The sequence below is a fragment of the Niabella aquatica genome (assembly GCF_054779315.1).
The window spans coordinates 14,908-28,676 of the sequence record NZ_BAAGYM010000039.1 but is presented as its reverse complement, the minus strand read 5'-3'; the positions used below and the strand labels follow the sequence as shown (position 1 = coordinate 28,676).

At 41.5% G+C, this 13,769-nt stretch carries 12 protein-coding genes; 7 read left to right on the top strand and 5 right to left on the bottom strand.

The genetic code is table 11. The features are described from left to right. Positions 1–28: 28 nt before the first annotated feature. Positions 29–2,434, bottom strand: coding sequence for a heavy metal translocating P-type ATPase (locus ACYVBM_RS22100; RefSeq protein ID WP_460687876.1), 2,406 nt, complete (start codon positions 2,432–2,434; stop codon positions 29–31). A 305-nt stretch (positions 2,435–2,739) separates the two neighbouring features. Beyond that, positions 2,740–4,332 carry a C1 family peptidase gene (locus ACYVBM_RS22095; protein WP_460687875.1) on the bottom strand — a complete coding sequence of 531 codons (1,593 nt, stop codon included), beginning with the start codon at positions 4,330–4,332 and terminating at the stop codon, positions 2,740–2,742. Positions 4,333–4,594: 262 nt separating this feature from the next. Between ACYVBM_RS22095 and yidC the strand changes: the two genes are divergently transcribed. Together yidC and ACYVBM_RS22085 are read left to right on the top strand one after the other, a co-directional pair. Beyond that, on the top strand, positions 4,595–6,439 hold the full coding sequence (yidC, locus tag ACYVBM_RS22090; protein WP_460687874.1) for a membrane protein insertase YidC: 1,845 nt from the start codon (positions 4,595–4,597) through the stop codon (positions 6,437–6,439). A gap of 90 nt (positions 6,440–6,529) precedes the next feature. Beyond that, entirely contained in the window at positions 6,530–7,192 is a 663-nt protein-coding gene (locus ACYVBM_RS22085) for a hypothetical protein (RefSeq protein WP_460687873.1), read from the top strand. 233 nt (positions 7,193–7,425) lie between these two features. Here ACYVBM_RS22085 and ACYVBM_RS22080 read toward each other — a convergent pair whose 3' ends face one another. Then, entirely contained in the window at positions 7,426–7,776 is a 351-nt protein-coding gene (locus ACYVBM_RS22080) for a hypothetical protein (protein ID WP_460687872.1), read from the bottom strand. Between the two features lie 229 nt (positions 7,777–8,005). Between ACYVBM_RS22080 and ACYVBM_RS22075 the strand changes: the two genes are divergently transcribed. The 4 genes from ACYVBM_RS22075 to ACYVBM_RS22060 all read left to right on the top strand — a co-directional run bounded on the left by ACYVBM_RS22075 (position 8,006) and on the right by ACYVBM_RS22060 (position 11,677). Next, complete coding sequence (locus ACYVBM_RS22075; protein WP_460687871.1) at positions 8,006–9,436, top strand: tetratricopeptide repeat protein; 1,431 nt, start codon at positions 8,006–8,008, stop codon at positions 9,434–9,436. Between the two features lie 255 nt (positions 9,437–9,691). Next, complete coding sequence (locus ACYVBM_RS22070) at positions 9,692–10,465, top strand: phosphosulfolactate synthase (protein WP_460687870.1); 774 nt, start codon at positions 9,692–9,694, stop codon at positions 10,463–10,465. Continuing rightward, on the top strand, positions 10,465–11,202 hold the full coding sequence (locus tag ACYVBM_RS22065; RefSeq protein ID WP_460687869.1) for a shikimate dehydrogenase family protein: 738 nt from the start codon (positions 10,465–10,467) through the stop codon (positions 11,200–11,202). Before ACYVBM_RS22070 ends, ACYVBM_RS22065 begins: the two co-directional genes overlap by 1 nt. A gap of 262 nt (positions 11,203–11,464) precedes the next feature. Then, a complete protein-coding gene (locus tag ACYVBM_RS22060) occupies positions 11,465–11,677 on the top strand; it encodes a hypothetical protein (RefSeq protein ID WP_460687868.1) in 213 nt (70 codons plus the stop codon). 187 nt (positions 11,678–11,864) lie between these two features. Here ACYVBM_RS22060 and ACYVBM_RS22055 read toward each other — a convergent pair whose 3' ends face one another. Next, on the bottom strand, positions 11,865–12,743 hold the full coding sequence (locus tag ACYVBM_RS22055; protein WP_460687867.1) for a cupin-like domain-containing protein: 879 nt from the start codon (positions 12,741–12,743) through the stop codon (positions 11,865–11,867). A gap of 101 nt (positions 12,744–12,844) precedes the next feature. Next, positions 12,845–13,435: a riboflavin synthase gene (locus ACYVBM_RS22050; protein WP_460687866.1), complete on the bottom strand. Its 591-nt coding sequence runs from the start codon at positions 13,433–13,435 to the stop codon at positions 12,845–12,847. Positions 13,436–13,542: 107 nt separating this feature from the next. Here ACYVBM_RS22050 and rpsU point away from each other — a divergent pair, with 107 nt between their 5' ends. Continuing rightward, entirely contained in the window at positions 13,543–13,740 is a 198-nt protein-coding gene (rpsU, locus tag ACYVBM_RS22045) for a 30S ribosomal protein S21 (protein WP_460687865.1), read from the top strand. Positions 13,741–13,769: the final 29 nt, after the last annotated feature.

The window sequence follows — 13,769 nt, the reverse complement described above, 5'->3', positions numbered from 1 at the left end:
TCCCGAACATATAAAAACATGATTTATGTCATCTTTTCAACCTTTTTAAACCCCGGCCATACCATTCGGACATTAAAAAAGTAATTAAAACAATACTAATTGTACTTGATGGCATCAAAATAGCCGCTATTACAGGAGCCAGCAATCCCTGCAGCGCAAAATAAAGCCCGATAATATTATACAGGATGGATACTATAAAGCTTATAGTAATGACCTGGGCCGCTTTTTTTGAAAAAGCAAGCATTGCATCAAGGCGGGTAAAAGCAGCAGCGCTGATAATAGCATCAGAAGCCGGTGTAAACGAGTTGTTTTCTTCCATAACGGCAATACCTACATCACTTTTGCGCAGGGCACCGGCATCATTCAGCCCGTCTCCCGCCATCAGAACTTTGATGCCGGTTGCCTGTAATCCGGTTATATAGTTATATTTATCTTCCGGCGACTGGTTAAAAAAGATGTCTGTATCAGCGCCGGTCATATTTACCAGCCGGTCATATTCTGCATTGTTATCACCACTTAGAATGGACAGTTTGAATTTTTTCCGGATGTTTTGCAACATGTCAGTCAATCCGGGGCGATACACGTTCTCCAGTTCAAATACGCCTGGCACTATACCGTCTATCCATATAAAGACCCTGCTGGTATTGGATATCTCTTCGCTGACAGATATGGGCTGAACAAAGTCCCTGCTGCCAACTTTAATATATTGGTCATCTATCCACCCTGCAATCCCTTTTCCCGGCACATTAGAGAAACTGTCCACGGCAAGAAGCTGTTTTATCTTAAGATGTGCATAAATGGCCTTGCTGAGTGGATGGGTAGAATGCCTCAAAAGCGATGCGATCAGTTTTTTTTCAAAATCAGTAAGCGTTTTTCCCTTATAGCTTATATTAAAGTTTTTATTAAGTGTGATGGTTCCGGTTTTATCCAGCACTATATGCTTTACCCTGGCCATATTGGTAATAATGTCTGCATTTTTCAGATACAACCCTGAACGGCTGAGGATACGCATGACATTTCCATTGGTGAAGGTGGAGGCAAGCAACAAGGCACAGGGACAAGCAACGATCAGAGTAGTGGTCAGCGCATTCCACATGGTATTATACTCTCCTTTTATCAGCCAGAAAAGGGCGCTGGCAAAAGTGAGCGCAAAAACAATAAGCGTGAAATAATTACTGATGCGGTGCAGCAGCTTGCTGCCATCCAGATTGCTTTTACCTTCTTTGTTCCATAGATTGGTAAGGTAGCCTTGGTCAGATTTCTTTAATACCATTAGCTCAATACGCTCTCCCAGTTGTTTACCACCGGCATAGATCAGCGATCCCGGCTCTATTTGCCTGGGCATACTTTCGCCGGTTACGAAGCTGTAATCGATCAGCGCCTTACCTTTTGCCAGCACGGCATCGGCAGGAATGATCTCCTGGTCATATACCTCAATAATATCCTTCTCTCTAAGATCGCCGATCAGCACGGGTTCCACGCTGTCGTTTCGCTTTACATTTACGGCAATGGGGAAGAAAGATTTATAGTCCCTGTCGAAAACCAGCGATTGCTGGGTACGGTCCTGCGCCCATCGGCCCACCAGCATAAAGAATACAATACCGCTCATACTATCGAAATAGGTATTACCGTCCAGCACAAAAAGATCGTACAGGCTTCTTACAAACGTGAGTAAAATGGCCAGCGCGATAGAAGTATCTATATTCAGGTATTTGGTTCGGATTGAACTGTAAGCATTGGAAAAAAACTCCCGCGAGCAATAAAAAAAAACCGGTAAGGCAAGTATCAGCCCGATATACCGGAAGGCAGTGCCGGTCTTTTCCTGGAGATAATTGCTTACAGAAAAATACTCCGGCAGGCTAAGCATCATAATATTCGCAAAGCAGAACCCTGCAATACTGATTTGGGTAAGGCGTGAATAATTTTTGGTTTGCCTGCTGCTGGTAGTGTTCATGCTCAGGTAAGGTTCGTAGCCTATAGCGCTCATCGTTTCCACTACTTCGCGCAGGGTGGTTTGGGTTTTGTCATAAACCAGAAAAACCTCTTTTTGCACAAAATTGACCCTTGCATTCAATATCCCTTTTTGCAGGCTGTCCAGGTGTTCTAATAACCACAAACAGCTGCTGCAATGCATTTGGGGAACAGAAAAAGTTATATGTACCTGTTGATCATCTGCAAAAGCCGTCAGCTGATTGATCACCTCTTCTTTATCCAGGTAAGCGAATTTATTTTTTCGCTTCTGCAGCAACTGCTGGCTCCCGGGATGTTCATTAAGCTCGTAATAAGTACAGAGATCGTTTTCATGTAAAATTTCGTATACCAGTTTACAGCCGGAACAGCAAAAAGTTTTGTCGTCAATATGCAAATGAGTGTCTGTGCACAGATCTCCACAATGATAGCAGGTAGTAGTTGTATCTGTAACCTTAGTGTTCAATAGTAATTTTTTGAGTTAACTGCAAAAGAACCATTTCCTCCCGCAGAACCGCTGATAGTTATCATCCTGGAGCATGATTGTCATCAAAGTGTAAAAATAGTGATATTACTTAATACCTTAAAACTGAGTGCATAAGAATTTTAAATTTGGCTATGCGGTAAAACACAAAAAGATGGCAGCGGCTTATTATTGACACCTGCTTGCAGGCGGGTGCTTATTGTAATTGAACCAATTATTTCAGTTAATGAGTTCCTGTATTTGTTTTATCAACGACACTGCGAAAAAATATACAGCAACTGAAATTCTTATGGCTGCTTATCAAATGCTACTATGGTAGCTACTGCCTGGTTGGCATTGGCATTTATTTTAAAAGCAATTCTTCCATCCGGGGTAGCGGTTTGGGAAGAAGCAAGAGTCATGGATCGGATCGCATCATTTACTTTTGCTCCATAAGTGCTTTGCGTGCTGTTATTGATCGCCTCGTTAAAAAGCGTATAGTTCAGCTCCTTTTTACTGGTGATAATGGCTATATAATCTTTGCTGCCTATATGATCCGCTTCAAGTGACTGGGATTTTGGGAACAGCCTGTAACCGGTTATGCCGCAATAAGGAGAGTGTTTGGAAACGGTTTCGCCTGTTTTCAGGTAAGGAAAAAGCACAAAGCTTTTGCCATCGGTTTCCTGTCCGAAAATATAGACATAGCATTCTGTTGAGTTTTTTACCTCCATTTTAAACCGGGTACCCACTTTGATAGGTGTAGTGGTTTGAAAACCATTATTCCCGGTTGATTTCAACTTTATATATTGTTGAGAGGCGTTGTCGACCAGTCCGATGGTACATTCCAAAGGCAGGGATGCAACTGCTGATGATTTAGGCAAAGGATCTATTCCATAAGCTTCGCGCACATATTCCTTAAAATCTCCGTACCTCACCCAGGCAATACCGTTCGATCCCCATTGTGGCGTCCAGCTGTTCATGATCTGGAAAGCTCCGCCATATTTCCTGTCATCGTAGCCAATAACACACATGGCATGGCCCCCTAGGCCTACCTGCGACTGATCAAGCCCAGCCGGCTGCCACAGGTCTTTGCCCATCATATCCTGCATAAAGCTTTGGCCTACCATCATACCAATCACTACCGGGGCATCTTTCGATAAATGTTCTTTTACAGCACGCACGCTGATCTGGTTCAGATTGTCTCCTTCCGTAAGCCTTGTAAATCCGTGGATGGTATTTTGACGTCCTGCCTGTATCGCTGCGCCGTCGGGTGTTCTGCTGCAATCCTGGTCGCTGTATGGATATTGCGCCAACGGAACTCCGCCGTTTATTTTCATAGCCTGCATGGCGCGTTGTATATACGAACCCTGGCAGTCGTCTCCCAGCCTTATCTGGTTATATAAATACGAAGGACTGAATGCAATGCTGTTGGGGTCTTTCCCCGTAGCCGCTGCCGTTAAAATAGTTTGGGCTGCGTAAGCGCTGCTCCAGGCCACACAACTGCCCTGTGCCCCCTGGTCGCCACGGCGGGGCGCAAAACGTAATAATGATACGGCTTCGGGAAGCGGGTTTTTAGCGTTGTCATCGGCCAGTCCTTCATAAATGGAGGCCTTGTTAAATTCGTTAGGGTTATAGCTGTAGCCGCTTTGTGAAAACAACTGCTGTGCCGCGTCGCCAATATTCAGGTTGCCGCAGCCACTGCCGCCACGGCCCGAAAAAAACCATAAAGCGGCGGCTATAACAATTAACAGAAATATTCTTTTGCCGCGGAAAAGGCTGAACAATAAGGGCAATAGTGCAAACAGGCCGCCACCTCCGCCCGAATTGGAAGAGCCGCGATCGCGGTCATTATTATAATCATTATCCTGTCCCTGGGGGTCATCAGTCATTCGAATGGGCATACAGTAAAATTTTGATCAAAGAATGGTGTATATAGTTATTGATAATGTGAATATACGGATTCTGAAATGCCTGTGTGCAGATTTTTATCGTCTTTGCATGGGCTTGCAGGATCCCGGAATTTAATATTCAGTTTTCAGGGGTTCGGATCGGGGATTCTATATTTCAGATTTAGCGCTTAAAACCTGTGAATCCTGTTGTACATTATACTATCTTTGCGCCTCTCCGGAGGGTGTCCTTCGGACAAAAAAATTAGAGCTCATAATGAAGTTTGATCGTAATACCGTTGTTGGTTTTTCTCTTTTGGCAGTACTGTTTTTCTTTTATTTTTTTTATAATAGTAAACAACAAAAAGCAGCAATGGCAGAGCAGGCCCGCCATGATTCTATTGCAAAGGCTATGCAGCCTAAGGTGGACAGTGCTGCGGTTCGGTTGGATGGGCTGCGGGCTGATTCTCAATTAAATATCACCAGGGCCGGAATGTTTCAGCAGGCAATAAGCGGAAGCGAGCAACTGGTATTTGCCGAGAACAGCGTTTTTAAAATTGCCTTTACTAATAAGGGAGGGCAACCTAAGTATGTGGAGCTTAAGCACTTTAAGAATGCTGAAACCCAACAACCGGTGAAGTTAGCTGCGGCCGATTTTAATAAGATCAGTTATGCCATAAATACGGCTGCCAACCAAAGTTCGCAAACGGCTGATTTATTTTTCAGCAATGGTAAGGTAGAGCAGGGGCCTTCCGGCTCTCAGATGGTAAGCTTTGAGCTAAAAGGAGGCGACAGCGCACAAAACAATACATACATTGTGCACCAGTACATTATTTATCCCGATACCTACAAAATTGATTTTAATATCCAGCTTACACAGCCAGGACAATTGCTTACGCAGGGCAACCTGAATCTGGCCTGGCAATATGAGGCCCATCAGCAGGAGTCGGACCTGGATTTTGAAAGACAAAATACACAGGTAGGATACATGGAAGACGGCAACTTCGACTACCATACTATAGGAAAAACCGATATTGTGGAATTTAATAAATCGGTGGAGTGGATAGGGGTACGGCAGCGCTTTTTCAATACGTTCCTGATCGCTAAAAATAAATTTTCGGGAGGAAGAATGGAATGGAAAATGCCTGGAGGGGATGGGCATATTGTTTCCCAGTCTACGGCTAATATGCGTATTGCCGTTGCACCTGAAGCTACGGCTTCTGTTCCGTTAAGTATATTCTATGGTCCTTCAGATTATAATATACTAAAGAGAGAAGGAATGGGATTAAGCAAGCTGGTAAACCTGGGCCAGGGTATTTACGCTTTTGTGCGGCCCCTGAACCAGTTCGTTATTATTCCCATCTTTAATTTCTTTAAAAGCTTTGTAAGCAGTTATGGAATCATCATTGCGCTGCTTACACTTATCATCAGGCTGGTAATCTCCCCACTAACGTACAGCAGCTATTTGAGCGGTGCTAAAATGAAAGCGTTGAGGCCAGAGATAGCAAAGCTGAAAGCAAAGCATGGAGATGATCAGCAGGCCATGAGCATGGACCAGATGAAATTATTCAGAGAGGCCGGCGTAAATCCCCTGGGAGGATGTATCCCTGCATTACTGCAGATTCCCATTTTCTTTGCATTATATAGTTTCTTCAGCGCTAATGTAGATCTGAGGGGCGTGGAATTTTTATGGAGCAATGACCTGTCAGCTTATGATGCGCCTATAAAATTTGGCTTTAATATACCATTATTAGGTAATCACCTCAGCTTATTTACGATAGCTGCTGTTGTAACCAGCTTGTTGATCTCGGTATACAGCATGAGTATGACGCCCGATCAAAATAACCCGATGATGAAGTATATGCCGTATATTATGCCGGTATTTCTTTTATTCATTTTTAACAGGCTGCCATCGGCGCTTACCTGGTATTATACCGTATCCAATATTATTACATTGATCTTACAGTTTGTTATTCAGAACTATATTATAGATCACGATAAGATCCTTGCTAAAATTGAAGCCAACCGTAAAAAGCCCAAAACTAAATCCAAGTGGCAGGAAAGGCTGGAGCAAATGCAGGAACAGCAGAAGCAGATGCAGGAAAAAAACAGGAAAAGATAGTATTGAATCCGGGTTATTTAAAGCCCGGATTTTTTTTACGCAACTTATTGTTTATCTTGTAGCGTCTTAGATAGTGTGAATTAAATAGTAATGAAAGGCAGATTATTTATTGTATTGATTCTGGTTGGCATATCAACGCTTTCGTTTGCTCAGAAAAAGCTTACAGAAGCCACGATATATTATGATGTGGTAGTAAGTACAGATAATGCAACCCCAAAAGTTGCAGATATGCTGGATGGTTCTACCAATATCATTTATGTAAAAGGGCATCTGAGCCGGTCTGATTTTATCAGCTCTTTAGGTTCGCACTCCACTATTTATGATGCGAAAGAAAATAGCGCCACGAATATAAGAGACTACGGAAACAAAAAATTTTTAATTACCTATACCAGCGCCGAATGGAAATCTTATAATAAGAGATATAACGGTATCAGCTATAAAATAGAAAACGAGTTTAAAGAAATAGCTGGTTATAAATGCCAGAAAGCTATTGGTAAGCTTTCAGACGGAACGACGTTCACGGTATTTTTTACCAGGGAACTTATTCCTGTAAACACCAGTTTTCAAAGTATTAATAAAGGCCTGCCGGGATTTGCCATGCAGTACGATGCCTCACGCGGAAATGATAAAGTAACTTATACCGTTTCTAACATAGAGTTTTCGGTAGTGCCCCTGGCAAAGTTCGATATACCTAAAACCGGATACAGGGTAATGACCTATACTGAATTTACCAAGCAGCAGAATGCTAAATAGAGGCAGAGCTTGCTTCTGAATAAGCAGGCTTTCTTTTACCAGTTAATATATGTTTAACCCCCTGTTTCGCGTTTTTCTTACAATACAAGTTTTCCGTTATTTATTTATTGATGGTAAACACCAATACTAGAAGTCAATAAATGAACAGCTTTGGCGCTTTCAGCGCATGATGTTCAAATAAAAATAAAATCCCGGCTTTGAACCGGGATCTTTTATATTGAATGCAATTGATCTTATTTTCCGGGGTAATTTCTCAGCAATTCGTTCGGATTAAAAGTTATTTTATTTAAAATAGCCTTCTTCTTATAAGGAAGTAAATTACTGGTCTGGCCTTTCTCAAAAGAAAGGTTATTTAAATAACCCTTATTTGCCGGGGATTCTGTATTAATTAAATTCTCTCCTTTAAAATACATTCCTGATCTTAGTGAAAAAGAATGAAGCTGGGTTCCTGATTTATTATCTAAGGAAAAGCTTTTAGTGGGCTTTTCTTTGTTGAAATTATCAGCAGTACCTTCTCCCTCTGCATACGCTGCAGCAGATAAGGAAAAGATAAACAATAAATTAAAAAATATGGCCTTTAGCATAACATTATAGGTTAAGATTTTTAAAGACAAGTCAAAGATACGAAATTTTATGAGAATATATGAAAAACTTTAAAATTTTATTAACAATTGTGCAATTGGCTAATAATCAGATGCCCTAATAGTTTTGCACACCTGAGGAAAACTTACAAGCCATATTGTTGTTGAAGTAGTATAAATTAGTAATTGGTAACAGTTTGGATGTGGTAATGTAAAATAAAAGGAGGGTATTATGAAGGATTTTTCCCAGCATGATGAAGAAAAGGACCAGGAACTGGACGAAATATTACAACGCTATGAAAATTTAAGAAAGGGGAGAGGCGGTTCTTATCTTGAAGAAGAGGCTTTCGAGAAGATTATCGAACATTATGAGGCTCAGGAACAATATATCAAGGCTTTCCAGGCAGTTGAAATAGCTACAGAACAATTTCCCTATTCAGCATCACTGATCATTAAAAAGGCCGATCTCCTTTTAAACAGACGCCGGTATGAAGAGGCACTCGGCTTATTGGAACAGGCATCTATATTAGATCATAATAATATTGATATATATATATTAAAAACAGAAGCTTTTCTGGCCCTGGACCGCCAGGAAGAAGCCGTAGCCCTGCTCAATGAAGCATTAGCGTTTTTCACTGGAGAAGATAAGATAGATCTGCTTTTTGAGCTGGCTGATGTATATGATGATTATGAGGATTTTGATAAAGTGTTCGATTGCCTTAAGGAGATACTGCGGCAGGAGCCGGAAAATGAAGAGGCACTGTATAAAATCTGTTTCTGGACAGATTATACAGGCCGCAATGCAGAAAGCATAGAGATCCATAAAAACATCATTGATGAGCATCCGTATAATGAACTGGCCTGGTTTAACCTGGGTGCTGCGTTCCAGGGAATAAAGCTTTATGAGAAGGCTATTGATGCCTACGAGTATGCCCTGGTGATAGACGAAAAAATGGATTATGCGTATCGGAATATAGGAGATGCTTATATCCGTTTACGTAAATATAAGGATGCCATAGAGCACCTGGAAAAAGTACTGGAGCTATCCAAGCCCGAAGATGTTATTTATGAAGCAATAGGGTATTGTTATGAAAAGATGAAAAACTATGCGCAGGCAAGGTTTTATTACCGCAAGGCTTCGCACTTAAATCCTGATGTGGGGTACCTGGCATACAAAGTGGCTTTCACCTATTATAAAGAAGAGAAGTATGAGCTTTGTATAAAACAACTCGAGGCAGCTTTAAAGCTAAAACGTAATAAAGCCGAGTATAATATTTTAATGGGCGATTGTAAGATGAAGCTGGGTTTTGAGAAAGAAGCGATTCAGTATTTTTCCAATGTGGTAAGGCTTAAGCCCAGGTCTGCTATTGGCTGGGAAGCGCTTATAAAATGTTTATACAGCGCCGGTTATTATGAAGAGGCTTTGAAGCAGGTAGATCATGCTGTACTGATGACGAAAGATAAGCCGGTGTTTATTTATTTCAGAGCCCTTTTAGAATTTGCACAGGGCAAAAAAAAGGAAGCATTAATTCACCTGGAAGCCGCTTTAATTCAAGCTCCTGCCCAACTCAAAAAAATACTCCAGGTCAATCCGGCCCTGCTTCAGCACCAGCAGGTGGCCGATCTTATCCTGAAATATAAAAAACGCAAGGGTGGAAAATAGGGGGCTGTGTAACACGCCGCGCTTTGCATCACTGTGGCTGAAGAATCAGGCCGTTAACTTAACAGGAACGTCATTTCACCGCAGGGAGGCATCTTCTCAAAATGTTGGGTGGTTTCGTTTGGGAGATCTTTCCTTCGTTGAGATAACGGTTTAAGTGCATGACATGGGTTGCATAATCTTGATATGACGCATTATCTTTCCTATTATTGAACAATATATAATACATTTGCCGCTATACTAATTTGAATTTTGGGAATGAAGTTTAATCTGACTCAGTTACCGGAAAGGAATCAACAGCCCCGGACCTCCGGGCTTACAATGGTGATGGATAAAGGCCTTAGCCTTGAGGAAGCTAAAAATTTTATGGATGTGTCACATCCTCACGTGGATATTGTAAAGCTGGGTTTTGGAACTGCGGTGGTTACTCCCCGGCTGGAAGAGAAAATAGCCTTATACAAAACGCATGGTATGGCGGTTTATTTTGGCGGCACCCTGTTTGAAGCTTACCTGGTGCGGAACCAGGTTCAGGATTATATTAATACCTGCAGAAATTTTGGGGTGGATTATATGGAAGTGAGCGATGGCTCTATCATCATTCCTCATGCTGAAAAATGTGGCTATATAGAAAAACTTACACAGTACGGCACTGTTTTAAGCGAAGTAGGAAGTAAGGATGCCACGCACATTATACCGCCTTACAAATGGATCGAACTGATGAAAGCCGAGCTGGAAGCAGGTTCTTCGTACGTAATAGCTGAAGCAAGGGAAGCGGGTAATGTGGGTATTTACAGGGGCAGTGGTGAAGTGCGTGAAGGCCTGGTACAGGAAATACTGACGCAGATCCCTTCTGAAAAAATAATCTGGGAAGCACCGCAAAAGGCACAACAGCTGTATTTCCTGGAATTGATCGGATGCAATGTGAATCTTGGTAATATACCTCCTAATGAAGTAATTGCTCTTGAAGCCATGCGTATAGGGCTTCGTGGCGATACCTTTCATTTATACCTGAACAAGAAAACTACTGCCTGATGGATCTGTATGGCCTTATTGGTATGCCCCTGGCCCAATCCTTTTCAAAAAAATATTTTACCGAAAAATTTGAAAAGGAGCATATCAGCAATGCGTTGTACGAGCTGTTCCCGTTAGATAATATATCTTTATTAACCCAACTGCTGGCCTCAAATCCCCAATTAAAAGGGCTTAATGTAACCATTCCTTACAAAGAGCAGGTGTTGCCTTTTTTACATGCGCTTAGTGATGAAGCCCGGGAAATGGCCGCTGTTAACTGTATCAAAATAAATAAGGGGCAGCTTAAAGGATTTAATACCGATGCACCGGCTTTTAAGGAATCCTTATTACCCTTGTTACGGCCACATCATAAAAAAGCATTGATCCTGGGCACAGGCGGTGCAGCCAGGGCGGTATTGTATGTGTTAAAAGGCCTGGGTATTGAATATGCATTCGTTTCAAGAAAGAAAGGCGCAGGATTTACTTATGAGGAGCTGGACCGGTCTGTTATTGAAGAATATCCGTTGATCATTAACTCAACACCTTTAGGAAGTTTTCCTAAGGTGGATACCGGTCCGGCTATTCCTTATGAATATCTGGGCGCTCAAAACTATCTGTATGATCTGGTATATAACCCTTCCAGAACACTTTTTTTGCAAAAAGGAGCAGAACGGGGTGCTACTGTAAAAAATGGCTATGAAATGCTGGTAGGGCAGGCAGAGCTTAGCTGGCAGATCTGGAACAACGGCAATTTATAAAAAGTTACAAAAGTTCCATCATATATATTATTGTTCGGTACCGTTGAAGATGATATCTTCCCGATAAAAATTTTGTCCCACTTCTTTTTGTATATTCAGGAATAATATGATATCTTTATATTATACAGCCCCGGCCTATTAAACTGTTATCTCATCTTCTATAAGCCCTTTGTCCGGGGAGCGTGTCAGTATTTTCAGGAATAGTGATTTAAACGTGGTTATTGGTTAAAAGATCGGAGCGATCCGGTATAATCATTACAAAATGACCCTAAACGAATTTCTGGTTGCCGGTAATCTGGACCAGCTTAAAGTATTACAGTGCAGTACTTTGCTGCAAAGCCGTTCTGATGGTTGTTTTAACTATGATGTTTACAGCGTATACGACTTTTATATTTCGGTTAAAACAGGTAAGAAGGAAAAGAATGTGATAAGCATCCTGTATTCAGAAGAAATGGAATCCGCGCCAACCCGCTGATGCTGCTACGTGTTCTTTTAAAATTCATCCGGCAGCGCTCTTATAGTTCTTTTAGACTATGCGGGAAACCTGCGGATTAATTTTTCAGCCTATGACGATTCACAAAAGCTTTCAGGATGCCTTGTTTTCTTAAGAGCAGAAAGTAAGAAACTTTATATTACCAATTTAAACAGGCAAGGGCTATATTTTATGCTTTAACTGCTGCCAGCTCTTTTTCTGCATTTTTATATAATTGTACTTTTTTGCGGTTGTACCACCATTGAGAAGCAGTCTTTTTCATTAGCGTATCAATATTACGCATACCAAAAAGATTCCACGCACCATGCAGCTTTCCGCTGAGACTGCTTTGCAAGGCGCGTAAGCTCATAGCAAATCCGGCATCTATATATTCCATGTGGTGCCAGTAGCCTGCGGGCATGAATAAAGTATCGCCATGTTCCAGTATCACTTCAAATCCTTTGGCAAGCTTTACAGCAGGAAAGCTGTCGTAGTCAAAGCCTTTGCTGTAATGCGCATAATTAGCAAGGCTTAATACTTCCCATGGTTTGCGGTATAATTTATACTGTTCTTCAAAGGGGAACAGCAGTACCCTTTTCCTGCCTATAAACTGTGTATGCAGGATATGGCTGAGATCAATATCAAAGTGCATATGTGTAATGGCGCCCTGACCGCCTACAAACAGCATCGGGAATTTTTTTACAAAGCCTTTCAGGTACTCGTCGGGCCATGTAAAATCTTTTACAATCTGGGGCGCATGCTGAAAAATATTGAACAGGAAAATGCGTAAGTCCACCGGACCTTTTTTTACCATTTGCAGGTATTCTCCAAACTTCATGTACGCGTCAGCCGTATTTACGGGCGTATAAGAATCGCTTTTTACATTGTTATAAACGCCCACTTCTTTTTCTCCGACAATATCTATAAAATAATCCCAGTTCCATTTGTTGTATGCAGGCCACTGCCGGGCCAGGTTTTTTATAACAAGTGGCTGCAAAGTTTTATAGTACTTTTTTTTAAAGCCTTCGGGCGAAATGTTTTCAACGGTATCTACGGTTTGTAGGTGCATATGCTGTCAGAGATTAAAAGTAGCCGTAAAATTATCAATAATTACCAAAACTGAAAAACGTTAATCAGGCACATGTGAGAACGGCGGTACGATGCACTTCTTTATAGTTTTAACTGCTGCATGCGCAGCATATATTTACCGATTACATCAAATTCAATATTTACCGTATCCTTTTTGCGGATTTCGCGTATGTTCGTGTGGTGGTAGGTGTATGGGATTACAGCCACTTTAAAACTGTTGCACCCTACGTCAAAAACAGTAAGGCTGATGCCATTGATGCAGGCCGAACCTTTTTCAATTACCAGCGGGGCAAATTTTTCATCAAACCTGAACGTATATTCCCAGCTGCCGTTTTTGGAGATTAATTCAATGCACTCAGCCGTTCCGTCTACATGTCCCTGAACAATATGCCCGTCCAGCCGGCCGTTCATTACCATACAGCGTTCTAGGTTGAGTATACTGTTTTCTTTGAGTGCGCCCAGGTTGGTCTTCTTCAGTGTTTCCTCGATCGCGGTCACAGAATGGATATGGTCCGAAACGCTTTCAACAGTAAGGCAAACGCCATTATGGCTCACACTTTGATCTGTTTTAAGTTCAGGGCTGATAGCGCTTTCTATCCAGAAAGTGGTATTACTTCCTGATCGTTCTATTTTCCTGATCGTTCCTGTAGCTTCAATAATTCCTGTAAACATGGCGCTAATTTCAGGTACAATAACATTCTGTCCAAAATATTTGTTTATAAAAAAGATATTCCTATCTTTGCACCCTCAAAAAAATTACCAAAGGAGGTATATATATTATGTTAATCATTGATTCTAAGGACTGCGAAAACATTGACAAAGCGCTGAAAAAGTATAAAAAGAAATTCGAGAAATCTAAAGTTCTTTTAGAGCTGCGTGAACGTCAGAGCTTTACAAAGCCATCTGTAAAACGCCGCGGAGAGGTTTTGAAAGCAATTTATAAGCAGCAGATCGCCAGCGGTAAAATTGAATTATAATTAGAATAAGATTTTGAATAAATTGCAGT